Below are 26,080 nucleotides of genomic sequence, written 5' to 3' on the forward strand. Positions count from 1 at the left end.
TAAATTGTATGTAAGGAATTTTTTCTTCAATGTCATTTTTAATATCAAGTCTCATTTTACATAAAACTACAAATCATTATTTACTGTATTGCCCTTAGTTACGGAAACAATTATACTAGATATAATCAAAATAAATAATCTGAATATTCTCAGAATTAAAGGTGGAAGTTTTACTATCTATATATAGAATTAGAAATATGTCAACTAAATGGATTAGAAAACGATAATAACATTAGGAGGATTACGATGCCCCAGCTTGATTCATTACATCCCACTGTAGAAAAAATAATCAATAATATTGAAAAAATAATGGTCGGAAAACGAAAAGAAACCATCTTAGTTTTGACAGCTCTCTTAGCTGAAGGTCATGTGCTATTAGAAGATGTTCCTGGTGTCGGGAAAACAATGCTAGTACGTGCTCTTTCTAAATCCATTGATGCTGATTATAAGCGAATTCAATTTACACCTGATTTATTGCCGTCAGATGTAACAGGAGTTTCTATTTATAATCCGAAAGAGCTCCAATTTGAGTTCAAGCCTGGACCAATTATGGGGAATTTTGTACTTGCTGATGAAATTAATCGTACATCTCCAAAGACACAATCTGCTTTACTTGAATGTATGGAAGAAGGCAATATTACAATAGATGGTATTACAAGACCTTTACCAAAGCCGTTCTTTGTCATGGCTACACAAAATCCGGTCGAATATGAAGGAACATATTCTCTACCAGAAGCTCAGCTCGATCGTTTCTTATTGAAACTAAAAATGGGATATCCTACACCAGAAGAAGAATTTGAAATTTTAAACCGGATGGAAAAAACAAATCCACTCTCTCAATTACAGACCATTACTACAATAGAAGAATTACTTTATTTACAACAAAGCGTACGGGTAGTAAGTATGGACAAAGCAATTAAGCATTACATTGTAAAGCTTGTTAATCAGACTCGTACGTACAGTTCTATACAGCTAGGTGCAAGTCCACGTGGCTCAATTGCTTTAATGAAAGCTTCACAAGCTTATGCATTTATCCATGGCAGAAATTATGTTATTCCAGACGATGTTAAACTTTTAGCTCCTTACGTTTTAGCGCATAGGCTCATTCTAAAAATGGAAGCAAAATTTGAAGGAATAACTGGCGAACAAGTTATCGCAAAAATCGTTGCACGAACTACCGTGCCTACTCAAAGGGCGATGAACCCTTGATGAAACGAATGCTGCGAGCGCTATATCACGTTATGAAGTTATTGCTACTCCCTTTATGCCTAGTCTTAACATTTGTGTACGCTATGTTTCAAGGAGGGTTTGTCAGTTGGTTTTTATTTTACAGCATAATTCCCATTGCTCTTTATTCACTACTACTCCCCTTCTACGCTTTACGGGACGCTGAAGTAAAGCGAATAACAAACCAAAATGGATATGTAGTAGGAGAACAATTTGTAAGCACGATTACAATAAAAAGAAAATTTCCTTTTCCCTTACTTTATTTAGTTATAGAAGATGAACTGCCACCACAATTTATAAGTTGTAAACAAATAAAGATGAATAAGGTAGTACTCTTCCCAGGATTGAAACGAAATATTTCGTTTCAATATGTTATTGACACAATCCCTAGAGGCGAGCACACTTTTTCAAGCGTTCGTGTCAAAACTGGCGATTTATTCGGCATGATGGAGAAAGAAGTAACTTTTTCAGTTCCAAATACATTTTTAGTCTATCCCCAGTATGTAGATATAGCGTATCGACAATTGGAAAATCATTTCGAACAAGGAGCGCTTTCAGCAAATATAAATTCAGCAAAAGACTCTACAATCTCGGTCGGTGTCAGAGACTATAAACCTGGCGATCGCTTTTCATGGATCGATTGGAAAGCAACTGCACGAACAAACAATATTATGACAAAAGAGTTTGAACAACAGCGCAGCCATAATATCATGATATTCATAGACAGAACCGAGTCTCCTCTATTCGAATCAGTCGTCACATTTACTGCCTCTATCGTAAGGGCTGTCTTGAAACAAAATTCACCAGCATCATTCGTGTCTATCGGAAAAGAACAAACCATTTTCCCTTTAGACAATGGAGATACGCAGTTACAACAAATCCTTTGTCATTTAGCAAAAGTACAAGCAGACAGTGTATTTCCGCTCTCCCAGAGTGTAGACATGGAACTAAGAAAAATTTATGAACCCGTCACGGTTATACTCGTGACCAGTAATCTTTCTCCCGATATTCAAAAGGCGGCTGATTGTGCTGCTATAAGAAATAGAAAATGTATGGTTTTTGTCGTGAAAGAAAAAGCGAATCAACTTTCACACCGAGAACTCAGTATACTAGAAACTCTAAAAAAACGACAAATATTTGTAAACACGGTTTATGAAAACCGGTATACAAACGTGTTTTTTGAGGTGAGCAAATGATGATATTACAAGCAAAATACAAGTGGGATACGAACAGATTCTTCATGCATGCATGTGTATTTCTTCTTTTACTAGAATGGCTAAGACCTCTTATAGGTATTACAAATGTAGGTAGATTAGATATTTTCGTAACATTTATAGGAATTTGCTTCGCTCTCTCTTTTTTTCAAACGAGGTGGCAGATTCCTATAAAAATTGTCACAGTCTTATTTATCATTCATTCCCTATATTATAAAAATGCTTTTATAAATCCATCTTGGCTAACAACATTCTTTTCTGATATGTTTCGAAATTCCTCCCTGTTTTTCCAAGGGAATTTACTAGATATTTCTCCAGTTTTTCCGACGGTTTTATTTTTTCTCTCATTTTGGTTTTTGAGTTCTTTCACTTCATTTTGGATTATTCATAAAAAACGTGGGTTTCTATTCCTTGTATTGACTATTATTTATATCGCAACTTTTCATAACTTACATTTATACAATGCAAACTACGCTATTATTCGTACTGTTGTCATCGGCTTTTTTATGCTTAGTCTTCTTCAAGTAGAACGAATAAAAGAACGTGAACACTTACAAAATTATGCTAGAGAAATCTCAAAATTACTTAGACCACTTACAATATTTATCGTATTATTAGCAACCATTGCATACTTTGCTCCAAAATTTGGCCCTCAATGGCCAAACACAATGGATTTTTTAAAATTCAACACATCTGAAGCAAGTAAAGAACAAAAAGTTTCTACAATTGGGTATGGTTTAGATGACTCGCGATTAGGCGGTCCTTTTAAGGCGGATCCTACAATTGTTTTCACAGCACGAACGCAAAACAAACAATATTGGAGAGTAGAAACAAAAGATTTTTATACAGGAAGAGGCTGGGAAATTTCTGAAAATCCGAAAAAGATTTCTTTTAAAAATAAAAACGACGTCGTAAGCTGGTACGAACAAAATACAAAAACGAAAACGACTGAGGCAACAATTACCATGCAAAAAAGTTACCCTCACCTTACCTATCCAGCAGGATTAGTATCAGTTGAGGCTGCTTCTGATGTATCATACAGTGTTGACCCGTTTTCAGAAAAAATTTATACAATGAATGGAGACTCTTCTACTACTTTACATTCGTATAAAGTAACATATGAGATCCCTGAGTTTTCCATAGAAAACTTGAAAGCTGTAAAAACAAATGAAGGTCAAGAAACAAATCCTTATTTTATGACAAAGTACACACAACTTCCCAAGTCATTACCACAGCGCGTAAAAGACTTGGCTGTCAATCTTACAAATGATAAAGACAACCGATATGATAAAGTATTAGCTATTGAAAATTACTTTACAGACAACTCTTTTACATACGAATCAACAAATGTCTTATTCCCTGCCAAAAGCCAAGATTATGTAGATCAATTCCTTTTCGATACAAAAAGCGGCTACTGTAATAATTTTTCGACGTCTATGATTGTACTACTTCGTTCTGCCGGGATTCCTGCTCGCTGGGTAAAAGGCTATACAGAAGGAACTCTTGACAATACACTTGCCTCTGCAGAAGGTGAGGATGTTTATACAATCACGAACGATAACGCACACTCTTGGGTCGAAGTATATTTCCCAGGATACGGATGGATTCCATTCGAACCAACAAAAGGATTTACTAATCCCTATAATTTTATAAATAATACGCCTGCTCCTATTTCACAAAATAGCGAAGCAAATAATTCTAATAACACGCAAATACAACAACGAAATAATGAAGCAAAACTTAAAAGTTTAATAGAAAATACAGAAGAAGCTTCTACTAAAAAGGTTACAAATTCTCAAACTAGTTTTTCTTGGTGGTACGTATTCCTCTCTACGATACTAATTAGTATTATGGGATACATTCTCTTCACCACTAGAATGATATGGAGGACATTTCTTATTATTCATTTCTATAAATACCGAAAAGATGATGGTGTTTATCAAAAAGCTTACGGTGCACTTTTAAAACAATTTGCGAGAATTGGCATACCACGGAGTGAAAGTCAAACATTCCGAGAATACGCTCTCCATATCGATACACTTTACAACTCGGCCGATATGCAACAACTTACTGCCAGTTATGAGAACGCTATGTATAAACAGAGGCAGACTGCAGAAGAATGGAAGAAATCTGTACACTTATGGGAAGTGCTTATGAAAAAAGCAGCTTCTCTACCTAAATCAGATGACTTTGATACAGTTATTTAATCTTGAAAATGTGAGTTTAAAGAAAACGTCTCAAAGAACTACATTGTTCTTTGAGACGTTTTTTAATAAAGTGAAACTCCTAATTATTCTCCAAGTACCTTCTCAATCTCAACCTCTAAATCTACCGGCTTCGTCTGCGGCGCAAAACGCCCTACTACTTTCCCGTCTTTTCCAATTAGAAACTTCGTAAAATTCCATTTCACTGCTTTCATACCGAGTAAACCTGGTGCTTGTTCTGTCATGTAGGTATATAAAGGATGAGCCTTATCACCTTTCACATCAACCTTTGCAAACATCGGGAAGTTTACACCGTAGTTTAACTCACAAAAACTAGTAATATCTGCTTCTGTACCTGGCTCTTGTCCTCCAAATTGGTTACAAGGGAAACCGAGTATTTCTAGTCCTTGGTCCTTATATTTATCATACACCTCTTTTAATCCTTTATATTGAGGTGTGAAACCACATTTACTAGCTACATTTACAATAAGAAGTGCTTTTCCTTCATAATCTCTTAACGACTTTTCTTCACCTGTAATTGTTTTAGCTGAAAAATCATAAACTGTCATTGTCTTTGCCCCTCTCTTCACTATCATTCTATGTTTATACTATACTACATTCGTGAATATACAGCTCTTATTACGTACTTACACGCTGAAATGATAGCGCTTTATTTTTGTTCGAAAATTCGACAAAAAATACTAGACTTTTATTTTGGAAAGTTTTACAATTGAAATGTGAACAAAATGTGACAGTTTATATTCCATTATAAAAGAAAAGGATGGTGTCCATTATGAAAACTGCACAACATGAAACGATTTCAAATCGCGAGTTTTATTTCGTACTATATATGATGTTATTGTATGTTACTGGCTGGGTAATCGATGTAAATGGTTTATTCTTAAGCTCCTACTTTAATTTAGCAGGAGAGATTATGCTTCCATTAGTAGGCGGGATTGTTGGACTGTTCATTATGTCTATTAATAAACAACAAACGAAATAATAATATTACAAAAAGGCAGAAGACGAGCTTCGTTTTCTGCCTTTTTTCTATTTTATCGTATAATAGAAACATGCAGTATATAAGGAGTGGTAAATATGAAAAAAGTAGAGCAATTATCTTCTCACCTATATCTTATTGATGATTTCGATTTACAGCATAATGAACGAACAGGTACGTACGTTTTATTAGGTGACGATATTACTTTAATTGAAACTTGTGCAGCCCCTTCTCTTCCGTATATTTTAGACGGCTTACAACAATTACATATTGATTTAAACGATGTTAAAAACATTATCGTTACACATGTGCATTTAGATCACGCTGGCGCAGCTGGTTTAATGATGGAGAAGTGCCCAAATGCTACGTTATATGTGCATTCTCGCGGTGCTCGTCATATGATTGACCCAACAAAACTCATTTTAGGTGCAAAAGCTGTCTACAAAGAAGATTTCGATAAACTCTTCGATCCAATTCTTCCAATTGAAGAAGAACGTGTTCATATTGTACAACATGGTGATACGTTAAAAATTGCAAAAGACCGCACCCTTACATTTTACGATACACCAGGACATGCGAAGCACCATATTAGCATTCACGATTCATTAACAAACGGGATTTTCACTGGTGATACAATTGGAATTTATTATAGAGAACTCGCAAACGTTGGTGTAGAACTGTATCTACCATCAACGTCCCCTTCACAATTCCAACCAGATGCGATGATTACTTCTAAAAATCACATTCAAAGTATGAATGTAGATACTATTTATTTCGGTCATTACGGCGCATCCTCTCATGTTACAGAAGTATATAATCAACTGGAATATTGGCTACCTATTTTCGTTCATACTGGTAAGGAAGTCTTTGAAAAGTATAATGATTTCGATGAAGCAACTAAAGCTTTACAAACTTTGTTAATGGATAAAATCTCTTCTCATCTTACAAAGTTAAACGTTCCATCAGATCATTCCGTTTACAACATTTTACATCTAGATATAGAAATTAGCGCAATGGGCATTATTGATTATTTCACGAAGCAAGAAAAAGCAAACTCCACTATTAACTAACAGTAAAAGAAGAGATATACAACAGTAGTTATTGTATATCTCTTCTTTTTTTGAATATATTTTGAGTAAAGGATGGTGGAATATAATGCAAAAAGTGATGCTATACCTCTGCTTTACATTATTTATCGTCTTATTATTATTTGTAGGAGTAAAAATTCAATTTTATTTAGATACAGACACGCAAGTGAACTTTAACGTTTATCCAAGATTATTCTACTTTACACTCTTCCCTCTTATAGTTGGCATTTTATTACGATTCCTTCAATCTATTAATCGCGAAACAAGTAAACAAAACTGGAGCTTTCAACCGGATAAATTTATTGCTATTACAGTGCCTACACTATTCATTTCCTTTTCCCCAGCACTACTCTTTTCACCACTTGCAGAATACCTACCTTATTTAGTTAATATTATTCTAATAAATACAACTTTTGTTACGATAATTAGTTTAATAGCTGGTTATTCCCTTTTAGATTGTTTTATACAAAAAGATAATGCAAATATGAAAAAGTATAATTGAACACTCTTTTTTGTTTCAATAAAAAAGCTCAAAGCTAAGGCTATGAGCTTTTCTAATTATTGCACCTTTTCATTTACATATTCCATAAACTGCTCTGCTTTAATAAATCTTTCTTTGTACGCTTCAGGTACTTCTTCTATTGTTATCCCCCCACTCGATTTCGTTTTTACTAAAACGGTTTGATATGACATTAATGCTTCCATATATTGTTCATACTCTTCAGGAGTTAATACCTCTTTACTAGACTTATGGCCATTTAATTTATCAAAATACGGATGAAGCTCCATTACCACCTTTTTCAATTCCTCTTTTTTAGCCGGTAATAATTGATCATAATCAATATTACCGTTCGAATCTCCGTACGTAAGTTTTGCATTTGTTAATTTTTTTAGTTCTTTTGTAAACTCTTCATATTCCTTCGTACCCATTTCATCTTTCGCCTCTGATAATTTTGCACTAAAACGCATATACGCCTCTAATGTCATCGTTCCGGCATGTTTTTTTAAATTCTCGAAAGATCCGTATATACCATCCGCCATAATAGATTGATACGCAAAACCAGTCGTCGGGATTAAAAGAGCTGCTGCAAGTACTCCTGCGATAAAGCGTTTCTTCCTCTTACTCCGCCCGTGCTTCATTTTTATTTGTACGATTACTTTTTCTTTTAAATCCGGCGGGGCAACAATACCTTTTGCTTCTTCTTGTATAGATTCCCTAACTCTACAATCTAAACTCATTTCACATTCCCTACCTCTCCTAAAAAGATTTCTTCTACTTGCTCTTTTTGACGTAGTTTCTTTAATGCCGCATGAATTCTAGATTTCACAGTACCAATTGGAATATGTAATATTTGTGCTACTTCTTCTTGTGAATAATCATGTAAGTATCTTAAGATAATAACTTGTTTCAATTTATACGGTAATTTATGAATGAGTTCAATTAGTTTTTGGTTTGATATTTTACTTACAACATCGTTAGAAAAATCAATTTGCACTGACTTTCTTTGCTCTTCTGCTTTTTTTATAATTCGTAGTCGCATCCACCTCTTTCTTCTATAAGAGTGAATTTGTTTAATCGCAAGTCCAATTAGCCAAGGACGAAATGGCTTCTCGCTATCATACTTACGAAGCGATTCATATAGTTGTATGTATATTTCTTGAACGACATCATCTACATCCGTTTTATCCTCTATTAAAAAATGTGCTGTTTTATATATTTCTTGAATCGTTTTATCATACAACTTGCTATATGCTCCTTTATTTCCTGATAAAGTTAATTGGATTAAATGTACGTAATCTATTTCACCCTTCATATTCCAGCCCTCCTTTGTCTTACACTATATATTGGCAGGTAATTCATATTTCGTTCGATTTTTTTAAAGTTTTTTTATATAAATTAATATTATGATTCATTGAGTTTATAAGCTTCACTTATAACCACACATAACTATTATATATTTTTCCAATTTCTGATAAAGATTTAAAATAATTTATATAGTCAAATTTAGGAGGATATATGATGAAAGCTATCGTTGTAACGTCGTTCGGTGGTCCTGAAGTGATGAAATATACAGATTTGGATATACCGTCTATTTCAGAAGATCAAGTTTTAATTCGCGTTGTTGCTACTAGTGTAAATTTCGCTGATATTAAATCACGTTATGGTAAAAAAGGAAATAAAGCACTACCTTTTATTCCAGGTATAGATGCCACTGGTATTGTAGAACGTGTCGGTTCTCATGTGAAAAATATTCACCCTGGACAACGTGTCATTGCTTTTCCTCAAAATGGATCTTACGCAGAATACGTTGTTGCAAATGAAAATCTTACTTTCGTATTACCCCATGAAGTTGACTTTCAAACTGCAGCCGCTTGTCCAATCGTATCTTTTACAAGCTATAATTTACTCGCAAATGTTGCAAGGCTTCAACAAGGTGAATCTGTACTCATTCATGCGGCTGCTGGCGGAATTGGCACTACTGCTATTCAACTTGCTAAACTATTAGAGGCTGGAACAGTTATAGGCACTGTCGGAAGTGAAGCAAAAAAAGAAATTGCTTTAGATGCTGGAGCTGATTATGTTATTTGTCATCAAGATGAAGATTTTGTAGAGAAAGTCAATGAACTGACAAATGGTGAAGGGGTTGATGTAATTTTAGACTCTATTTCTGGAACGGTTTCTGAAAGAAGTTTAAACTGCCTTGCTTATTACGGTCGCCTCGTTCATTTCGGTAATGCTAGCGGTGAAATTGGTAACTTTCAAACGAAAGATTTACATGCAAGTTGCCGCTCTATACTCGGTTTTAGCTTTGGAACCACACGAAAAAAGCGTCCTGAACTGCTCCAAGAAACTGCAAATGAAGTTTTCCGTTATTTGCGTGACGGACGTTTACAAATTAAGGCTACGAAATCTTTTCCACTTCAAAATGCAGGGAAAGCACATGAATGGGTCGAAAGTAGAAAAAGTACAGGGAAAGTAATACTAACTGTTTAGTCCTCTTCCTGAAATGAATACTGGAAACAGAGGTGGCATTCATGGGATCACGAATTATGCATGTTATTATCGCTAGTGGTATTGCTGAGAAACTATCAATTCACGATAAGACTTCTTTCTTACTTGGAGCTGTAGCCCCTGATGCTGTTCATTCAAAAAAAGAAAAAGGAACCTCACATTTTTATGCCGGTACAACGAAGAACTATACGAGAAGAATAGATTATGATTCATTTTTTCATAAATATGAATCACATATAGATTCCCCATTTATTTTAGGCTATTATACCCACCTCATTGCCGATGATAATTGGCTAAGTGGATTTTTTCTACCTTGGCTAAAAAATAGAATAGAGAATGACGAAACTATCGCACCCCTGTACTATAACGATTTTAAATTGTTAAATGCAAAGTTGCTTCATCATTACGATCAAGAACAACAGCTTTTCTCTCTTCTCAATCAAGAGGCTCACATTGTGGATATTGAAGAGGTTTCTAAAGAAAACGTTTTAGCTTTTCGAAAGTATCTTTTTGAAGATATGTTGTATCCAAAGCAACATTTGCATGAAGACTTACAAGTATTTACGTTTGATCAAATCGTTGGCTATATTGAGACAGCTATTGAAAAAGGAGTATTTTTTATTAAACAACTCTCTAATGAAAAATCCACTTCAAAAATTTAATCCCCCTCAAATATATTTGAGGGGGATTTTCACATAGCAATATTATTATTGGTTCTTCTCCATAACCGCAAAATAATTCCCTTCGCTATCAGCAAAGTTAAACACTTTACCAGAAGGCATAGTTACCATTTCTCCAACAGTAACATTTTTATTTGTTAAATCTGTATATAGTTGATCAAGATTTTCTGAGAAGAACATTAAAGACGGTGTACCAAGATTCAATTCTGGGCTCATTTTCGAAATAACTTCTTTATTATGTAATATAATGCTCGTTTCCGCACCGCTTTTCGGAGCGATTTCAATCCATCTCATTCCTTGCTTATTATCTTCCTCTGCAACTACATAAAACCCTACCTTCTCCGTCCAAAAATTTACTGCCTCATCTTGATTATTTACATATAACATAATTTGTCCTACTTTATGGATCATTACATTTCCCCCTAATGGTTTTTATATTCTATGTAGCTTTCTACAAATACTATCGTTATTCCTTTTGAGTTGGTATGTACTTCTTTGCAAAATTTATCGACTGACTCATCCCATCCAGTTCATCAAAATAATCATTTCTTTCAATCATGTTATATCCGTCGAATCCAATTTTATCTAATACTTTGAAGAATATATCGAAATCTACTTCACCATTCCCTGCTGCGACTTCTATATACTTAGTTGAACGATCACTTTTCACTTCTTTACAATCTTTAATATGAGTTTGTACTATATAATCTTTTAATAGTAATAAACCTTCTCCCGGATTTTCATTTACATCACTTATTAAATTTGCTGGGTCAAAGTTAACAGCTAGTCCTTTCGAGTTTGCAGTTTCTAAAAATCGTTTTAATACTATTGCTTTTTCAGATCCCGTCTCAATGGCGAAGAATCCTCCAAATCTGAACGCTAAGTCCCCTATTTCATTACAAACACGTAGCATTTTATCATAGTACTCACTATTTTCATCATCAGGGATTTCCCCAATATGGGCTGTTACTATGTTAGCTCCTAACCTTAACCCTTTATCAGTAATATATTTAAAACTCTCTATTACACATTCAGCTTCAGTTCCTATTATTCCATTTTCTCCGAAGCTAATTGCTAATGACGGGACTTGAATCTCATTAAAAGATAAGTTTTCTTTTAATGTATTCCATTGTATCTTTGAGATGTTAGCTAAGTTGAAAGTCGGATTCATAGCATATAATTGAATATATTCTAACCCCCATTCTCTCGCCTTTTTTATTCCTTCGTTTACTTCAATATATTTCGTATTCAAAAACATTCCTAATTTCCTATCCATATATGTACCTTCTTTTTATTATTTCGCATCATTTTAATATTCGACTTTTTTATATTATTTCCTCGTATAAACCAAATAAATAAACTACCCTTTTTTCGATACTCCCAGTAGAAGCATATATATGATAGGCACATTAAAAACACTAATACAATTCCCATTATCACTTGTTTACAAACAAAAAAGACGTAACTACAAATAGTTACGCCTTCTCCATCATTTATCTAGGCTTTTTCTTCCCAGTAAATGCTGGTTTCTTTTTCTTTGGTGCTTTCGGTTTCGTTTCTACGAATGATCCTTTGAACATTTCTTGCTTCGTAAATACGATGCCTAGTTTTTTCGCAAATTGCAGTAATTTGCGCTCTTCTTGTGGAGTTACAAGAGATACGACAGTTCCTTCTTTACCCATACGTCCAGTACGTCCTGAGCGGTGAATATATTGGTCTACTGTGTCTGGTAACTCTAGATGAATTACATGTGTTAAATCGTCAATATCGATACCGCGCGCTGCAATATCAGTAGCAAGTAGAATTTCTAATTTCCCTCCGCGGAAAGCACGCATTGTCGCTTCGCGCTCTTGTTTACTTGCTTCTGCATGAAGAGCCGCCGCTTTCATTTTACGGAATTTCAATTTCTCTGTAATTTCATCTAAACGGAATGGATCGTTTAAGAAAGCAACTGCTTTTACATCGCCCATATGCATAATTCTTCTTACGTAATCATTTTTTTCGCGTCGCTCACAAATGATATACGTATGCTCAACTAAGCTTTTTGATTCTGCACGTGTTACACGTACTAATTGTGGTTCCACTGCTAAATCACGTGCCGCATCTTCTGCCGCTTTTGTCATTGTCGCCGAGAAGAATACTAATTGACGATCGCGCATCGTTGATTTAATTACATCTTGCACTGCGCCCATCATTTTTTGCTTTACAATTTGATCAAACTCATCAAATACAATTGTTTTTACTTCATGCATTTTTAGCTTTTTCATACGAATTAATTCTAAAATACGGCCTGGTGAACCGACAATTACTCTTGGGTGTTTCTTTAATTTTTCAACTTGGCGCTTAATATCTGCACCACCAATTAAAGATGCACCTGAAATTTCAGTTCCTGCTGTAAACTTTTGAACCTCTTCATGAATTTGCATTACAAGTTCACGTGTTGGCGCTAAAACAACAACTTGTGGCTGTTTTACTTCAGGATTAATTTTATGTAAAAGTGGTAATAAGTACGCTAATGTTTTTCCTGTTCCAGTTGGAGATTCAGCTATAACGTCTTGTCCTTCTAAAATAGTTGGAATCGCTTGTTTTTGAATTTCAGTTAACTCTTTAAAACCAGCCTTCTCCCAAGCTTGTTGTAAAAATGGTTGCATATCTTTTATCATTTGTTTTTCTCCTTTATCTCTATTTTTGAAGAAAATGCTGTATTGTTCGCACCGTTTCTATCATGTGTGAAATAACAGCTATTAAATCATCAACATGGTCTTCTGTAATCGCTTTTTGAAATAGAACCTCTACCTTATTATGATATGAAATCGCTTGCTTATTATATTCGTATGAAACTTTCTGCATAATCATTCTTTCTTTTCCCCATATAGAACGCATTAATGTTTCAATTTCTTCGCATTTTACTTCTGGTTGTTCTAACGGGAATGAAAATGCTAGCTTCATTTCACAACCTGGTGTAAATTGAGGCACTTCTAGTATTTCACCAGACAAGTTCTTTGCATCCACAGATAATGAAAATGTTGCTTCTACTAATGGTTCAAACGGTTCTGTTAATTGAAATGAGATATGATATATACGACTTAATGAAGCAAGATCCATCATATCTTTTCGATCTGTTACAAGAATATCTCCATGTAGATCAAAATCATACACAGCACCTTCTACGATTACTTTTAAATTGTCAAAAGCAGTTGGATCAAACATAATTTCCTCCAAAAAACAGGCGCCTTTCGATGGAAAGGCGCCACTTGATGTATATATAGTTTACAGATAAACGAGATGAATTACAACCTTTTAGAATAAACCTACTGCTTTTCCATCTTCATTTACATCCATTTGAAGTGCTGCTGGTTGTTTTGGAAGACCTGGCATTGTTAACATTGTACCTGTTAACGCAACGATAAAGCCTGCACCGATAGATGGTTTTAACTCACGAATTGTAACGATAAAGTCAGATGGACGACCTAATTTTGTTGCATCGTCAGAAAGAGAGTATTGTGTTTTCGCCATACAAACTGGTAGGTTACTCCAACCTTCTCCTTCATATTGAGCTAATTGCTTACGTGCTTTCGGAGCAAATTCAATATCTTTTGCGCCATATACTTTTTGAGCAATTGTACGAATTTTTTCTTCTAATGGTAATTCTAATTCATAAAGTGGTGCGTAGTTGTTTTCACCTTTTTCGATTTCTTTTAGTACTTTTTCAGCAAGGTCAACTCCGCCTTGGCCACCTTTCTCCCAAACTTCTGTTAAGGATACTGCATAGCCACGCTCATTACACCACTCTTGTAAGTATGTAACTTCTGCATCTGTATCTGTAATGAATTTATTAATTGCAATTACGAAAGGCACACCGAAGCTTTGAATTGTTTCAACATGCTTCTGTAAGTTTTCCATACCTTTTGCTAATGCATCTACATTTTCTTCTTTTAATTGATCTTTTGCAACGCCGCCATGCATTTTAAGCGCACGAATCGTCGCAACAATAACAACTGCTTCTGGTTTAATGCCAGCTGCACGAGCTTTAATATCTAAAAACTTCTCAGCGCCTAAATCAGCACCGAATCCAGCTTCTGTAATAACATAATCACCTAATTTTGCTGCCATTGTTGTAGCGATAACACTGTTACAACCGTGAGCGATATTCGCAAATGGTCCGCCATGAATGATAGCTGGTGTATTTTCTAACGTTTGTACTAAGTTCGGCTTTAATGCGTCTTTTAATAATAGTGTTAACGCACCTTCTACACCTAAATCTTTAACCGTTACAGGTTGATTTGCAAAGTTATAGGCAACTACGATGCGAGATAAACGTGCTTTTAAGTCTTGAATATCTGTTGCAAGGCAGAACACGGCCATAATTTCAGATGCTACTGTAATGTCAAAACCGTCTTCACGTGGTACACCTTGTACAGGTCCACCAAGACCAATTACTACGTTACGAAGGGCACGATCATTTAAGTCAACGCAGCGTTTCCAAACGATTTTACGCGTATCAATTCCAAGTGTGTTTCCTTGTTGGATATGATTATCAATAAACGCTGCTAATGCGTTATTGGCAGTTGTGATCGCATGGATATCTCCAGTAAAGTGAAGGTTAATGTCTTCCATTGGTACGACTTGTGAAAAACCGCCACCTGCTGCTCCACCTTTTAATCCCATCGTCGGTCCAAGAGATGGTTCACGAAGTGCAATTACTGTTTTCTTACCAATTTTGTTAAAAGCTTGACCTAAACCAACTGTTACTGTTGATTTACCTTCTCCAGCTGGAGTTGGGTTAATTGCTGTTACTAAAACAACTTTACCGTCTTTCTCATCTTGTAAGCGCTTAAAAATATCAAGAGATAACTTACCTTTATAATGCCCGTATGGCTCTAATTCATCTTCTAAAATATTTAAATCAGCTGCAATTTCTTGAATTTTCTTCATACTCGCTTCTTGTGCGATTTCAATATCGGATTTCACTGTTGTAGTAGTTGTCATATACCCTAGTCCCCCTTTAATTGGTTCTGATGATATTGTATCAGTTTTTTGTATTTTCTGCACTTATTTACCTCCTAAAAATTCTTTCATTTCTTTATACGTTTTTTAACATAAATACCCATAAGAATGTTAACGATTGTTGCAACTCTGTAGGTAGTTGACCTAACATCTTCTCATTTACTCCGCGCTTATATACGCCGATGCCATCTACAACTTTAAAACCTTGTTCTTTCGCTAACTGTTCAAATTCCCAAGGCATCATTGTATTACAAACAACGTCTTTTCCGTACAAGCGAGGATAACTATTCTCTCGTGGCTTTGCTGTCGGTCCTAAAATTGCAATACATGCATATCCATCTTTCTTTAACACACGCTTTATTTCATTTAACGCTCGTAATGGCTCTTCCGTCCATTCTAAAGAATTAATTGCCATAATTGATTCAAATTGCTCATTTTCAAATGGTAATGCAGAAAGATCTCCTTTTATAAAAGATAAATTTGGTCCTTCTCCGCGTTCCTTACCTTTTTGAATCATCACTTCCGATAAATCTACTCCCACTGCTTTATAGCCTGCGCGACTTAATTTATATGTACCGTAGCCATCACCACAACCAACATCGAGCACTTGTGCTTCTTTCTTCACGTATTGTTCAAAAAACGGAATAATTGTACTTCTGCTACCACTGTCCCACATTTCCTGACTATTTTGATTCCAAAACTCTGCGCTACTATCCCATTTCTTCTCCGCTGACTCGTGCCAATTAAATTTCGTCATACATTCCCCTACCTTCACGTATTATCATTCATTTCATTCTACATCATTTTCCAAAATTCCTGTTTTATCCCGCTTGCAGTAAGACACCTTCCTCAAAATTCAATGGATGCGGATCAGTTAATGGGAGAGAACTGCTCATAAAAATCCAATTGTTGCTGGCTGATAATCAGTCCTAGTGAAAAAAATCCCACACTTTATCTTCAATAGGAGATGGATATGTTAACGATGGAATGCGTATTCTCCAATTTTTGCTTTACTTGGGTTTAACTCATACTCATGCTCTTCTCATTTTGAAAGATACTATAGATACACCCAATTGAAAGAGAGGGATGTACATGCGAAGAAAGAGAAATCATCATTTTAAAAGTGGTGAAAAAAACGAAGAGTATGCTGCTGAAATATCACCAGCTGGCATTCCAATTAGACATAAGCGTAAAGAAATTGCAAATGAGATAGAAGGTACAAATACCGGCGCAATGGTAGGCTATGTCGCTTTATTTCTTTCGTTATTCTCCATTGCTTTTTATCCCGTTACGCTCGGCTCCCTAGCAATTTTAGTTGGCCTATTAGCTGTCAATTTCGGAGCAAGAACACTTGGATATACAGCAATTGGTTTTGGTAGTTTTTCTGTTTTATTTACTTTACTTTATCCGCTTGCTCTGTCAGCGTTTTAAAAAAACACACCAAGTTATACTTGGTGTGTTCATTCATGATACAACATAATATGACCGCATCCACAACAATGTTTCGCTGTAATTTCTTGAAACACTGGATAATTTTCTTCATCTCGATGCTCAATAAATACTTTTTCAAATCGATACATGTTTGGTGCATATGCCCAATCTTGTTTCGTACGTGCATATAACGTTGAGGAAAAAAACTCCTCACCACCGCAAACGATACATGTGTTCTTCATCGCTATCCCTCCTATGCTTGTCTTACTTCATCTATATGAACATAAGCATAAAAAAAAGACCTTCTATTACTAGAAAGTCTTCTCTGAAACAAAAAGAAATGTACCAAACATTCCTACTCCGCTATATTCTTTTGAAACACCAGCTTCTGTTTTAAATGTTTGCTTTACAGTCATAAAGAATACACCATTTCGTGCATCTGTACTTTCAAATTGTAGTTTTTCTTTTTTACCATCTACATTTTGCGTGCATTCAAAACTACTCTCATTACAATTCAACGCATACTTATCCTCTACATACACTTTAAAATCTGATTCTTTCGGACAAGTTATAAGTAATATTGCCACGAGAATAATACTTATAATACCCACAATTGTATAATATTTCTTCATTTGTACTCCTTTCAAATGACAAGAAAACTTGACTTCATACGCCAAGTTTTCTTAGTCAACAACCCATTGCCACTCTTGTTCTTTCTTATCAAAAATGAGCCAACCTGTTTCTGTTGCTTCCTCTTTCAATTCATCGATATTATCTAACACCTCATCCGTACTTTCATACGAACCAACTACATATACCGGAATTTCAAGACCTCTTCTTGACTCAATTTTCCCTGCTAGATCTATGTAAAGACCATCTTCCATTAGTGGAATAAGTCCCATAATCAATTCTTTTGAAATCGCTGGGAAAATTTTTGATTTTTGGAAGAAAGAAAAACGTTTCTTACCGAAAGCACCGAGTTTATACGGAATGACTTTACTTAACATTCCTACAAAATCAGCAATTCTACGATAATACACTTTGTTGTACCATCCGTCATCATGTGAAAAATAAACAAATCGATTTTTCAACAGCGGAAAGAATGTTCTTGCAAGTGGTTCTTTTTTGTGAGCCAAATATAATAATTCTGCAATTTCTTTCGGCTCTAATTCATCTAAATCGCTTGCATCATCAAAATCTACCCAACAAAATTCATCAAATTCATCAATCTCTGCTTGAATTAACTTATGTATATTTTCTTCCTCAACATATTCAAATAAAGTATGATAATGAAAATCCGTCCATTCAAAGTTGTGCTTCAAAAGCAACACTTGATGAAGCGGTGAAGGGATGTTACTCGCAAACTCTTTAAACGTAATTCCTGATGTAATAAAACAATGACCTCGACGATTACCATTAATATATATCATATTCTTTACTTGGTCAGATCCTCCAGACAAAGCACCTAGCCACCTTCGTTTTATATGTTTCAATTCTATAGCATATTTTAACATGAAAAATTTTAGAAACATAGAAAAAACTTCAAAAACTATTTACAATTTCATGTGTTTTATTACATAGTGATTACAAGAAAAAACGCCTGCTCATAAGCAGGCGTTTTTAAAGGATTTCATCAGGGTTTTGAGGATGATGTTTTCCCTCTTTCTTTTCTTCTTTTTGGAACATCGATTGAATTTTATCAATTGTTTGTGGAGCTAATTCAATCATTTTTTCTGCTAAATGTGTCGCATTTTGTAGATGAAGAATATTTACTCCATCTTTATTCACCACAAGAAATGCTACTGGTGTAATAGAAACACCACCCGCGCTACCGCCACCAAATGCAGCGTTACCGTTCGCTCTTTGTCCATCATTCGTTTGGAAATCAGAACCTCCTGCTCCAAAACCGAACGCTACTTTAGAAACCGTTAACACCACACCACCGTCAGCCGTTTGAACAGGCTCTCCAACAATCGTATTTACATCAACCATTTCTTTTAAATTTTCCATTGCTGCTTTCATTAACCCTTGAATTGGATGATCCACCGTTCATAACCTCCTTTGTCATATCTTTCCTAGTTTTTCCGAAAGTTTGTGAACTAAACATAAAATTTAATATTGATTTCAAAAAACTTAAGTTGTAATATTTAGAAAAATAAAAAAGAGGTCGATTCGTTATGATGCGAAAATTAACAAAGAAAGATCATGAACAAGTATTCGCTTACCTAAAAGAAGAAGCAGCCCTTAACTTGTTTATTATTGGAGATATTGAAGCTTTCGGTTATGACACAGATTTTCAAGAACTATGGGGAGTATTTAAAGAGAATGGAACATTAAAATCAATTTTACTCCGATTCCACGATTCATTTATACCATATAGTAAAGAAGACTTTGTTACCACTGATTTTGAGGCACTTCTTTCCGCATATAAGCCACTTAAACTCTCTGGTAAGTCAACTATTGTAGAAAAGTTTGAAACTGCTCCAAGTCTACAATTAGGCGTCAAAAATGAAATGTATTTTTGTGAATGTCTAAATGACAACAACTTACCTGACACGCCTATTCATGAAACGATTAAACTTGCGTCACTCGATGATATAGAACGAATTATGAAATTACGAAGTGACATTGCTGAATTTCCGACTACTAATGAATCAGAGAAAATATTAAGGCAGGCTATCGAAACGAATACAGGACGCACATACTATATTGAAAAAGACGGCGTGATCATCGCATCCACCTCTACTTCCGCTGAAAATTCATTATCCGCTATGGTAGTTGGTGTATGTACACACCCGAATTATCGTGGAAATGGCTACGCTTCACTCATATTACAAAAAATGATTCAAGACTTTACGAAAGAAGGCCGAACACTTTGTTTATTTTATAACAATCCAGCTGCTGGACGAATTTATAAACGACTAGGATTTAAAGACATTGGGATGTGGACGATGTATCGATAATAAGAAGTAACTCTATAAGAGGAAATAGTCGTAACTTAGTAATACAAGCAAATTACAAAATAACTCACACCGTTATTATGAAGATGGAGAAACTACTTGTAAAGCCGTGCCCCTACTAACTAAAACATGTCATGTATTCAAGCTAATTTTAGACAGATAAACGCCCCAATTGTTGCATCTACTCCAGCAATTGGGGCGTTTACCCTCAAATTCTTTCCACTATATTTATGAAACATTTATCACACCTATGTCGCTATTATCTTTACGTGCAAATGCCCTTCTAAATATTACTGCGTCTTATTATACTGTGCTTTAAAATCAATATATTCCTGTTTCGCATCTTTGTTATTATCCTGTTTCCTATTAAAATAAGTTATAATTTGGAACATATTTTCTACTAATTTTCCATCCCCATTCTTTTTCTTATAATCTATATCAATACTTAATTGTAATATCTGTTTTGGATTTTTTGCAGAGTCAAAACTAAGTGAAATTGTTGATCCATCATATTCATCATAGTTAATTTTTAACTTATCATTAATAATACTTTGGAATTCGGATTCAGTTAGTCGATATCCTACTGAATTAGGCTGATCAAACTTTTTTATATCATCCCCGGGCTTCATCTTTAGTTTCCCTATCCCTTTTAAACGATCTACAATTAAGTTTACGTATGAAACATCTAGATTTGAATCCGAACTTTTCACCTGTCCATTTTCATACTTAACATGAGTACTATAAATAGTTTCTTTTTTATAATTCTCATTTGTCCTTTTTCCCTTGTCTTTTTCTATATCAGTCGCAACTGTTTGTATCGCCTCTCCATATAAACTTTTATCTTTTGTATTATATACACCTTCCGTAGTTTGACGAATTGTCTTACTGTGCTCTCCATCTTCTTTTTGCTCAAACGTACTGTAAATACCTCTTTGTTCCACAAAAGCATACCCATCATCACTCGCAGACATAACCGTCTTCATATCACCTTCATCCAATGCCTTAACAAATGGCTCATACTCTATCTTTTCTTCAAAAAAACTACATGCTTGTAGTAGGCTGATTGTTATTATGATACTAATCATTTTAAAAACCCTTTTTTTGTTCATTTCATCATCACACTACTCTCTCTATATTTTCGATCAGATTATCTTCTAATCACTTTAATCACCTTACATTAGTAAATTTTCTTTTTGTAGTTCAAATACTCTCCTGTAAATTATTACTTTTCTATCATCAAAACTTACAATACTCACTTTTTTATGCCTTACGTTTCGATTTACCTTTTTTATTTTTCTTTCGATATCTTGGAGTCTCTCTTTTATGTTGCTCCCACGTTTTATTAAATGATGGAAATTTAAATCTGCAATATGCTAATAGCTGAAATTCAGCTGCACCGATTGCTATCGTATACATTAAAAAGGTCCCTACTACATACATAAATAAATCATCAAACCCATAATCGTTATGAAAATATATCAAAATAAGAATAGTTACTGCGTATAGTGTAGCCCACTTCATCATCTTTCCTTTTGTTTTACTAAAGAAAGAAGCAGACCTCTCATCCATACTAAACGCACCTTCACTTGCTTGCTTAAACGTATCAATTGTTGTCACAATATGAACGATAACGGCTCCTATAAATAATAACCCTACACAAATTAAAGTCATTCGATCAATTGAATAGTCAGTCATTCCAGGAAGAACTAACGCTGTAAATGTTATTGTACCTAATTGAAATGCATATAATATTACAACGAGCGTTTGTAACTTTTGAAATTTAAAACGAGCTTTCGGAAATAGATATAGTATTAAAAAAATTATTTGTAAACTATATAAAACTAATTCAATGCTAACAATTATTTTGTCGAAAAAAGTTGAATAGTAATCCCAACCATCTGTAACTAGTGCTACGAAAATAAAAAACATCAATAATGAAACAAAAATGATTGTTCCCATCATAAATCCCGTCGCACCTTCAGGACTTAAACGATTTCTACATGTAATCCTAAATTGATCTAAATCTTCTTCTTTTATGTTCCACATTCAGTTTTTCACCTTCTATGCAGTTTAAATAATTTTCATTCACTAAAATCCCATTACATTCGTAACTTTTTTAAGTATCTTCATCTTTTGTATAACTAAATTTAGATAATCTTTTATGTATATCATCACTACATTAATTGCCGTACATAATCCGAATGCTTTTGATAGTTCAAATACTCTCCTGTAAGTTATTACTTTTTTATCATCAAAACTTACAATACGTAATTTCTTTATGCCCTACGTTTCGATTTACTTTTTTTATTTTTCTTTTGATATCTTGGAGTCTCTCTTTTATGTTGCTCCCACGTTTTATTAAATGACGGAAATTTAAACTTGCAATATGCTAATAGCTGAAATTCAGCTGCACCTATGGCTATCGTATACATTAAAACAGTACCTATTACATATCCAATAAAAGTATCAAACGCATAATCATTATGAAAATAAATCAAAATAAGAAGGATTAATGCGTATATTGAAGCAACTTTCATCATAGTTCCTTTTGCTTTACTAAAAAAGGAAGCGGATCTTTCATCCATACTAAATGCACCTTCACTTGCCAATTTAAATGTATCTATTGTTGTTACAATATGAAAAATTACTGCTCCTAAATATAGCAAACATACATAATTCAATGTAATACGATCCATTGAATTATTAGCTATTTCAGAAACAACTAAAACTGTAAGTAATATAGTAGCCATTTGAAGTGCGTATAATAATACAACAAGTGTTTGTAGCTTTTGAAATTTAAATTGAGCTTTTGGAAATAAATATAGAATGAAAAAAATTACTTGCAGAGCATATAACAACACTTCTAGCTTAACGATTCCTATATTAAGGAGAACCATACAGTACTCCCAACCACCTGATACAATAATAGAAAAAACGGCTATTGAACTATAAAGTATTCCTCCAAACATAAATCCTGTAGCACCCTCAGGACTTAAACGATCATTACATGTCATCCTAAACTTATCTAAATCTTCTTCTTTTATATTCCACATCCTGGCTCTTCACCTTCTATATGTTTCAATTATTTTGCGCGCACTAAAATTCTATTAATATATTATTTATTTTTCGTTTTGAATTTCTTATTTCGCTTTCGAATTCTCCCACGCATTCTCTCATTCTCTTCCCACGTCATATGAAATGACTTGAATTTGAATCTACAGTACGCCAATAGTTGGAATTCTGCCGATCCGATTGCAACCGCATACATTAAAACAGTTCCTACTCCATACATAACAAAAAAATCAATTGAATAATCATTTTGAAAATACATTAAAATAAGTAGTATTAATATATATATTATAGCCCCCTTTATCATAGCTCCTTTTGTCTTACTAAAAAACGAGGTGGATCTTTCATCACCACTAAATGCACCTTCACTTGCTTGTTTAAATGTATCTAGCGTTGCTACAATATGGATAATAACTGCTCCTGCAACTAGTAGCCCGGTAAACATCCTACCAATTGAATTGTCAGCCATTTCAGAAACAATCGAAACTACAAATAATATCGTTCCAAGTTGAAACGCATATAGTAATACGATTAGCGTTTGTAACTTTTGAAATTTAAAACACGCTTTCGGAAATAGATATATAATTAAAAATATAATTTGAATACTAAATAACACAATCTCAGTTTTAACAATTGTTCTATCAAAAAAATTGTTGTAGTAATTCAAATCCCCTACAAAAATAATAAACATAAATATTGAAATATAAAATATTGTTCCAAGCATAAATCCCGTAGCACCCTCAGGACTTAAACGGCCTTGACATGTTATTCGAAATTTATCTAAATCTTCTTCTTTTATTTTCCACACCCTGACATTTCACCTTCTATACAGTTTAAATAATTTTCATCCACTAAAATTCTATTCCATTCTTAATATTTTTAAGTACATAGATTTTTGTACAACTAAATTCAGATAATCTTTTAGGTATATCATTACCATATTAATTACCATAATCATCTAATCAGAATGCTTTTTGATGGTTCAAGTAGTGTCTTTTTTCCTCAAAAGTTCCAAATATTCTTCTTTCAATTAAGTATAACCGTCTTCTTGTCACCTTCATCCAATGCCTTTATTAGACTCTCATACTCTATTTTGATTTACCAAAACTATACGTGCTCAGTAAAACATAACTGTTATCACAGTAACTATTTTTCACTACCCCTTTACTCATATCTTCACAACATTTATCGTTCTCAAAATTCAATTAAAATATATTATTTTTGATTTATATACTCTTTTTCATAATTTACATATTCTTTTTTGGAACTTTGATTATTATCTTCCCTGGTATGATAATATGTTGAAATCTCTTGATTGCGTTTTATAAGCTTATCTTCTTTTTTTTCTTCATAATTTACCGATATTGTTATTTGTGTTATTCTCATTTGATTTTCTTTTGTATCATTAGGCGTATTAAATTCAATCATCAATATTGCAGAATCAAATTTATCATATTTTAAATTTAACTTATCATTCATGATGTTTTTAAACTGTAATTCAGTTAAATCATAGCTTATTATGCTCGGTTCACTAGATCTTTTTGTATCTTCACTCGGTTTCAATTTACTAAGTTCATTTAATCCTCTAAACATTAATTTTACATATGAAACATTCATAGCTTGATCCTGGGCTACTGAACGGGATTTTTCATTTTTTAAATTTGTACTATAGACCGTTTCTTTTTTGTAATTTTGATTACTACCAACGTTTTTATCATTTTTTATATCAGTAACAACCTTTTGAGTTGTTTTCCCATATAAGTCGTCTTCTTTCACATTATATACTCCATGGGTTGTTTGATATATTATCCTGCTATGTTCACCATCTTCTTTTTCTTCATAAGTACTGTCGCTAGTCTCTTCTTTCACATATGCATATCCATCATCACTCGCAGACATAACCGTCTTCATATCACCTTCATCCAATGCCTTTACTAATCTCTCATACTCTATCTTCGTCTCCCCAAAACCACATCCACTTAATAAATTTGCTATTATTGACAGAACTATCATCATCTTGGCTTTCTTCTTTAACTTCATACTGACACCCCGTTGATTTCTCTAGGCATTTTTAAGTTCATTATGTTCCTTTTTGGAAAGTAATACATCTCACCTTTACTTACTGATATTTACTTACTCGTACAGATTATATTGAAGATGCTTTAATTTTTAATAGCATTGATTTATATACAATCCTCAATTGCTTATATATTCTATTCGAATTTTCAGAAACCAAAACTTATTTTATTTCTTTCGCTTCCTTTTCCTCCCTCTCTTTATAACGCTTTAAGAATTCCTGACGTTCCCTTTCATGCTCCTCCCACGAAATATAAAATGATGGAAATTTAAATCTACAATAGGCTAATAATTGGAACTCTGCTGCACCTATGGCTACTGTGTACAGTAAAACAGTACCTATTACATATCCAATAAAAGTATCAATCGCATAATCATTATGAAAATAAATCAAAATAAGTAGGATTAATGCGTATATTGAAGTTACTTTCATCATAGTTCCTTTTGTTTTACTAAAAAAGGAAGCTGATCTTTCATTCATACTAAATGTACCTTCACTTGCCTGTTTAAACGTATCAATCGTTGTCACAATATGAACAATCACTGCTCCTATAAATAAGAAGCCTACATATACTAATGTAATTCCGTCGATTGTATAATCAGACATTCCAGGAAGAATCAGAGCTGTGAATAATATTGTACCTAATTGAAATGCATATAATAACACGACAATGGTTTGTAATTTTTGAAATTTAAATCGAGCTTTTGGAAATGAATATAGAATTAAAAAAATTATTTGTAAGCTATATAGCACAAGTTCAATTTTAACAATTGTTTTTTCGAATAAAGTAGTATAGTAATCCCAACCAAAGGTTACTAAAGTACCAATAAGAAAAAACATCATAACTGAAACGTACACTATTGTTCCTATCATAAAACCTAAAGTACCCTCAGGACTTAAACGGCTGCTACATGTTACTCGAAATCCATCTAAATCTTCTTCTTTTATGTTCCACATTCAGTTTTTCACCTTCTATACAGTTTAAATAATTTCCAGGCACTAAAATCCCATTACATTCCTAATTTTTTAAGTACATTCATCTTTGTGTAACTAAATTTAGATAATCTTTTATGTATATCATCACTACATTAATTACCGTACATAATCCAA

Annotated in this window: 30 protein-coding genes; 10 read left to right on the forward strand and 20 right to left on the reverse strand. The window is 33.8% G+C overall.

Translation table 11 applies throughout. From position 1 onward, the window contains the following. Positions 1-246: 246 nt before the first annotated feature. The 3 genes from F3I02_RS26765 to F3I02_RS26775 are packed head-to-tail and all read left to right on the forward strand — an operon-like array spanning position 247 to position 4,648. Positions 247-1,209 carry an AAA family ATPase gene (locus tag F3I02_RS26765; RefSeq protein WP_047386026.1) on the forward strand — a complete coding sequence of 321 codons (963 nt, stop codon included), beginning with the start codon at positions 247-249 and terminating at the stop codon, positions 1,207-1,209. Continuing rightward, positions 1,209-2,423 carry a DUF58 domain-containing protein gene (locus F3I02_RS26770; protein WP_070180071.1) on the forward strand — a complete coding sequence of 405 codons (1,215 nt, stop codon included), beginning with the start codon at positions 1,209-1,211 and terminating at the stop codon, positions 2,421-2,423. The genes F3I02_RS26765 and F3I02_RS26770 overlap by 1 nt, the downstream gene beginning before the upstream one ends. Next, positions 2,420-4,648 carry a transglutaminase TgpA family protein gene (locus tag F3I02_RS26775; RefSeq protein ID WP_196478589.1) on the forward strand — a complete coding sequence of 743 codons (2,229 nt, stop codon included), beginning with the start codon at positions 2,420-2,422 and terminating at the stop codon, positions 4,646-4,648. The genes F3I02_RS26770 and F3I02_RS26775 overlap by 4 nt, the downstream gene beginning before the upstream one ends. A gap of 83 nt (positions 4,649-4,731) precedes the next feature. On the opposite strand, the gene bsaA is transcribed toward F3I02_RS26775, so the two are convergent. Beyond that, positions 4,732-5,214, reverse strand: a complete 483-nt coding sequence (gene bsaA / locus F3I02_RS26780) for a glutathione peroxidase (protein ID WP_074594367.1) — start codon at positions 5,212-5,214, stop codon at positions 4,732-4,734. 224 nt (positions 5,215-5,438) lie between these two features. Between bsaA and F3I02_RS26785 the strand changes: the two genes are divergently transcribed. The 3 genes from F3I02_RS26785 (at position 5,439) to F3I02_RS26795 (ending at position 7,235) form a co-directional block, all read left to right on the forward strand. Further along, entirely contained in the window at positions 5,439-5,648 is a 210-nt protein-coding gene (locus F3I02_RS26785) for a DUF3925 domain-containing protein (protein WP_000844984.1), read from the forward strand. Positions 5,649-5,743: 95 nt separating this feature from the next. After that, positions 5,744-6,715, forward strand: coding sequence for an MBL fold metallo-hydrolase (locus F3I02_RS26790; RefSeq protein ID WP_196478590.1), 972 nt, complete (start codon positions 5,744-5,746; stop codon positions 6,713-6,715). An 85-nt stretch (positions 6,716-6,800) separates the two neighbouring features. Next, positions 6,801-7,235: a hypothetical protein gene (locus tag F3I02_RS26795; protein ID WP_001174543.1), complete on the forward strand. Its 435-nt coding sequence runs from the start codon at positions 6,801-6,803 to the stop codon at positions 7,233-7,235. Between the two features lie 56 nt (positions 7,236-7,291). On the opposite strand, the gene F3I02_RS26800 is transcribed toward F3I02_RS26795, so the two are convergent. Next, complete coding sequence (locus F3I02_RS26800) at positions 7,292-7,972, reverse strand: DUF3600 domain-containing protein (RefSeq protein ID WP_196478591.1); 681 nt, start codon at positions 7,970-7,972, stop codon at positions 7,292-7,294. Further along, positions 7,969-8,547 (reverse strand): sigma-70 family RNA polymerase sigma factor, encoded by a 579-nt coding sequence (locus F3I02_RS26805; RefSeq protein ID WP_053512311.1) that lies wholly within the window; start codon positions 8,545-8,547, stop codon positions 7,969-7,971. The genes F3I02_RS26800 and F3I02_RS26805 overlap by 4 nt, the downstream gene beginning before the upstream one ends. A gap of 206 nt (positions 8,548-8,753) precedes the next feature. Here F3I02_RS26805 and F3I02_RS26810 point away from each other — a divergent pair, with 206 nt between their 5' ends. Both F3I02_RS26810 and F3I02_RS26815 read left to right on the forward strand, forming a co-directional pair. Then, entirely contained in the window at positions 8,754-9,728 is a 975-nt protein-coding gene (locus F3I02_RS26810; RefSeq protein ID WP_097856343.1) for a quinone oxidoreductase family protein, read from the forward strand. 41 nt (positions 9,729-9,769) lie between these two features. Continuing rightward, positions 9,770-10,408 carry a zinc dependent phospholipase C family protein gene (locus F3I02_RS26815; RefSeq protein ID WP_000535630.1) on the forward strand — a complete coding sequence of 213 codons (639 nt, stop codon included), beginning with the start codon at positions 9,770-9,772 and terminating at the stop codon, positions 10,406-10,408. Between the two features lie 45 nt (positions 10,409-10,453). On the opposite strand, the gene F3I02_RS26820 is transcribed toward F3I02_RS26815, so the two are convergent. The 6 genes from F3I02_RS26820 to F3I02_RS26845 form a co-directional block, all read right to left on the reverse strand. Next, entirely contained in the window at positions 10,454-10,837 is a 384-nt protein-coding gene (locus F3I02_RS26820) for a VOC family protein (protein WP_086391319.1), read from the reverse strand. Positions 10,838-10,892: 55 nt separating this feature from the next. Beyond that, positions 10,893-11,702, reverse strand: coding sequence for a sugar phosphate isomerase/epimerase family protein (locus F3I02_RS26825; protein ID WP_000375215.1), 810 nt, complete (start codon positions 11,700-11,702; stop codon positions 10,893-10,895). Positions 11,703-11,919: 217 nt separating this feature from the next. Continuing rightward, positions 11,920-13,089, reverse strand: coding sequence for a DEAD/DEAH box helicase (locus F3I02_RS26830; RefSeq protein WP_000588613.1), 1,170 nt, complete (start codon positions 13,087-13,089; stop codon positions 11,920-11,922). Positions 13,090-13,108: 19 nt separating this feature from the next. Then, complete coding sequence (locus F3I02_RS26835) at positions 13,109-13,636, reverse strand: hypothetical protein (RefSeq protein WP_000460219.1); 528 nt, start codon at positions 13,634-13,636, stop codon at positions 13,109-13,111. Between the two features lie 90 nt (positions 13,637-13,726). Then, positions 13,727-15,415 (reverse strand): formate--tetrahydrofolate ligase, encoded by a 1,689-nt coding sequence (locus tag F3I02_RS26840; RefSeq protein ID WP_014482011.1) that lies wholly within the window; start codon positions 15,413-15,415, stop codon positions 13,727-13,729. Positions 15,416-15,509: 94 nt separating this feature from the next. Beyond that, positions 15,510-16,190 (reverse strand): class I SAM-dependent methyltransferase, encoded by a 681-nt coding sequence (locus F3I02_RS26845; RefSeq protein WP_000160044.1) that lies wholly within the window; start codon positions 16,188-16,190, stop codon positions 15,510-15,512. Positions 16,191-16,525: 335 nt separating this feature from the next. Between F3I02_RS26845 and F3I02_RS26850 the strand changes: the two genes are divergently transcribed. Further along, positions 16,526-16,864 carry a hypothetical protein gene (locus F3I02_RS26850; protein ID WP_001253201.1) on the forward strand — a complete coding sequence of 113 codons (339 nt, stop codon included), beginning with the start codon at positions 16,526-16,528 and terminating at the stop codon, positions 16,862-16,864. Between the two features lie 29 nt (positions 16,865-16,893). Here the strand turns inward: F3I02_RS26850 and F3I02_RS26855 are convergent, their stop codons facing one another. From F3I02_RS26855 to ytfJ, 4 genes are all read right to left on the reverse strand, one after another. Continuing rightward, on the reverse strand, positions 16,894-17,106 hold the full coding sequence (locus tag F3I02_RS26855; protein WP_000798747.1) for a hypothetical protein: 213 nt from the start codon (positions 17,104-17,106) through the stop codon (positions 16,894-16,896). Positions 17,107-17,175: 69 nt separating this feature from the next. Then, positions 17,176-17,496, reverse strand: a complete 321-nt coding sequence (locus F3I02_RS26860) for a hypothetical protein (protein WP_000761171.1) — start codon at positions 17,494-17,496, stop codon at positions 17,176-17,178. Between the two features lie 51 nt (positions 17,497-17,547). Continuing rightward, positions 17,548-18,324 carry an oxalate:formate antiporter gene (locus F3I02_RS26865; protein WP_000014087.1) on the reverse strand — a complete coding sequence of 259 codons (777 nt, stop codon included), beginning with the start codon at positions 18,322-18,324 and terminating at the stop codon, positions 17,548-17,550. Positions 18,325-18,484: 160 nt separating this feature from the next. Continuing rightward, a complete protein-coding gene (ytfJ, locus tag F3I02_RS26870) occupies positions 18,485-18,910 on the reverse strand; it encodes a GerW family sporulation protein (protein WP_196478592.1) in 426 nt (141 codons plus the stop codon). 131 nt (positions 18,911-19,041) lie between these two features. Here ytfJ and F3I02_RS26875 point away from each other — a divergent pair, with 131 nt between their 5' ends. Further along, a complete protein-coding gene (locus F3I02_RS26875; RefSeq protein WP_000984748.1) occupies positions 19,042-19,827 on the forward strand; it encodes a GNAT family N-acetyltransferase in 786 nt (261 codons plus the stop codon). Positions 19,828-20,114: 287 nt separating this feature from the next. Here F3I02_RS26875 and F3I02_RS26880 read toward each other — a convergent pair whose 3' ends face one another. The 7 genes from F3I02_RS26880 to F3I02_RS26910 all read right to left on the reverse strand — a co-directional run bounded on the left by F3I02_RS26880 (position 20,115) and on the right by F3I02_RS26910 (position 25,927). Then, positions 20,115-20,909, reverse strand: coding sequence for a DUF3952 domain-containing protein (locus tag F3I02_RS26880; protein ID WP_000623464.1), 795 nt, complete (start codon positions 20,907-20,909; stop codon positions 20,115-20,117). 175 nt (positions 20,910-21,084) lie between these two features. Next, the gene (locus F3I02_RS26885) at positions 21,085-21,870 is read right to left on the reverse strand and encodes a hypothetical protein (protein WP_196478593.1); all 786 of its coding nucleotides are present in this window, start codon (positions 21,868-21,870) and stop codon (positions 21,085-21,087) included. A 230-nt stretch (positions 21,871-22,100) separates the two neighbouring features. After that, the gene (locus F3I02_RS26890) at positions 22,101-22,877 is read right to left on the reverse strand and encodes a hypothetical protein (protein ID WP_062921608.1); all 777 of its coding nucleotides are present in this window, start codon (positions 22,875-22,877) and stop codon (positions 22,101-22,103) included. 62 nt (positions 22,878-22,939) lie between these two features. Beyond that, complete coding sequence (locus F3I02_RS26895; RefSeq protein ID WP_196478594.1) at positions 22,940-23,701, reverse strand: hypothetical protein; 762 nt, start codon at positions 23,699-23,701, stop codon at positions 22,940-22,942. A gap of 218 nt (positions 23,702-23,919) precedes the next feature. Next, complete coding sequence (locus F3I02_RS34725) at positions 23,920-23,991, reverse strand: DUF3952 domain-containing protein (protein ID WP_117616460.1); 72 nt, start codon at positions 23,989-23,991, stop codon at positions 23,920-23,922. Between the two features lie 117 nt (positions 23,992-24,108). Continuing rightward, positions 24,109-24,933: a DUF3952 domain-containing protein gene (locus tag F3I02_RS26905; RefSeq protein ID WP_088859477.1), complete on the reverse strand. Its 825-nt coding sequence runs from the start codon at positions 24,931-24,933 to the stop codon at positions 24,109-24,111. A gap of 199 nt (positions 24,934-25,132) precedes the next feature. Then, positions 25,133-25,927, reverse strand: coding sequence for a hypothetical protein (locus F3I02_RS26910; RefSeq protein WP_196478595.1), 795 nt, complete (start codon positions 25,925-25,927; stop codon positions 25,133-25,135). Positions 25,928-26,080 lie beyond the last annotated feature (153 nt).

Source organism: Bacillus sp. SRB3LM (genome assembly GCF_015712745.1).
Classification (GTDB): Bacteria; Bacillota; Bacilli; order Bacillales; family Bacillaceae_G; genus Bacillus_A; species Bacillus_A thuringiensis_K.

What these genes read in the sequence shown, in the direction of transcription:
- F3I02_RS26765 (WP_047386026.1), top strand. Translation starts at nt 247, where the DNA reads ATGCCCCAGCTTGATTCATTACATCCCACTGTAGAAAAAATAATCAAT.
- F3I02_RS26770 (WP_070180071.1), top strand. Translation starts at nt 1,209, where the DNA reads ATGAAACGAATGCTGCGAGCGCTATATCACGTTATGAAGTTATTGCTA.
- F3I02_RS26775 (WP_196478589.1), top strand. Translation starts at nt 2,420, where the DNA reads ATGATGATATTACAAGCAAAATACAAGTGGGATACGAACAGATTCTTC.
- bsaA (WP_074594367.1), bottom strand. Translation starts at nt 5,214, where the DNA reads ATGACAGTTTATGATTTTTCAGCTAAAACAATTACAGGTGAAGAAAAG.
- F3I02_RS26785 (WP_000844984.1), top strand. Translation starts at nt 5,439, where the DNA reads ATGAAAACTGCACAACATGAAACGATTTCAAATCGCGAGTTTTATTTC.
- F3I02_RS26790 (WP_196478590.1), top strand. Translation starts at nt 5,744, where the DNA reads ATGAAAAAAGTAGAGCAATTATCTTCTCACCTATATCTTATTGATGAT.
- F3I02_RS26795 (WP_001174543.1), top strand. Translation starts at nt 6,801, where the DNA reads ATGCAAAAAGTGATGCTATACCTCTGCTTTACATTATTTATCGTCTTA.
- F3I02_RS26800 (WP_196478591.1), bottom strand. Translation starts at nt 7,972, where the DNA reads ATGAGTTTAGATTGTAGAGTTAGGGAATCTATACAAGAAGAAGCAAAA.
- F3I02_RS26805 (WP_053512311.1), bottom strand. Translation starts at nt 8,547, where the DNA reads ATGAAGGGTGAAATAGATTACGTACATTTAATCCAATTAACTTTATCA.
- F3I02_RS26810 (WP_097856343.1), top strand. Translation starts at nt 8,754, where the DNA reads ATGAAAGCTATCGTTGTAACGTCGTTCGGTGGTCCTGAAGTGATGAAA.
- F3I02_RS26815 (WP_000535630.1), top strand. Translation starts at nt 9,770, where the DNA reads ATGGGATCACGAATTATGCATGTTATTATCGCTAGTGGTATTGCTGAG.
- F3I02_RS26820 (WP_086391319.1), bottom strand. Translation starts at nt 10,837, where the DNA reads ATGATCCATAAAGTAGGACAAATTATGTTATATGTAAATAATCAAGAT.
- F3I02_RS26825 (WP_000375215.1), bottom strand. Translation starts at nt 11,702, where the DNA reads ATGGATAGGAAATTAGGAATGTTTTTGAATACGAAATATATTGAAGTA.
- F3I02_RS26830 (WP_000588613.1), bottom strand. Translation starts at nt 13,089, where the DNA reads ATGATAAAAGATATGCAACCATTTTTACAACAAGCTTGGGAGAAGGCT.
- F3I02_RS26835 (WP_000460219.1), bottom strand. Translation starts at nt 13,636, where the DNA reads ATGTTTGATCCAACTGCTTTTGACAATTTAAAAGTAATCGTAGAAGGT.
- F3I02_RS26840 (WP_014482011.1), bottom strand. Translation starts at nt 15,415, where the DNA reads ATGACAACTACTACAACAGTGAAATCCGATATTGAAATCGCACAAGAA.
- F3I02_RS26845 (WP_000160044.1), bottom strand. Translation starts at nt 16,190, where the DNA reads ATGACGAAATTTAATTGGCACGAGTCAGCGGAGAAGAAATGGGATAGT.
- F3I02_RS26850 (WP_001253201.1), top strand. Translation starts at nt 16,526, where the DNA reads ATGCGAAGAAAGAGAAATCATCATTTTAAAAGTGGTGAAAAAAACGAA.
- F3I02_RS26855 (WP_000798747.1), bottom strand. Translation starts at nt 17,106, where the DNA reads ATGAAGAACACATGTATCGTTTGCGGTGGTGAGGAGTTTTTTTCCTCA.
- F3I02_RS26860 (WP_000761171.1), bottom strand. Translation starts at nt 17,496, where the DNA reads ATGAAGAAATATTATACAATTGTGGGTATTATAAGTATTATTCTCGTG.
- F3I02_RS26875 (WP_000984748.1), top strand. Translation starts at nt 19,042, where the DNA reads ATGATGCGAAAATTAACAAAGAAAGATCATGAACAAGTATTCGCTTAC.
- F3I02_RS26880 (WP_000623464.1), bottom strand. Translation starts at nt 20,909, where the DNA reads ATGATTAGTATCATAATAACAATCAGCCTACTACAAGCATGTAGTTTT.
- F3I02_RS26885 (WP_196478593.1), bottom strand. Translation starts at nt 21,870, where the DNA reads ATGTGGAACATAAAAGAAGAAGATTTAGATCAATTTAGGATTACATGT.
- F3I02_RS26890 (WP_062921608.1), bottom strand. Translation starts at nt 22,877, where the DNA reads ATGTGGAATATAAAAGAAGAAGATTTAGATAAGTTTAGGATGACATGT.
- F3I02_RS26905 (WP_088859477.1), bottom strand. Translation starts at nt 24,933, where the DNA reads ATGAAGTTAAAGAAGAAAGCCAAGATGATGATAGTTCTGTCAATAATA.
- F3I02_RS26910 (WP_196478595.1), bottom strand. Translation starts at nt 25,927, where the DNA reads ATGTGGAACATAAAAGAAGAAGATTTAGATGGATTTCGAGTAACATGT.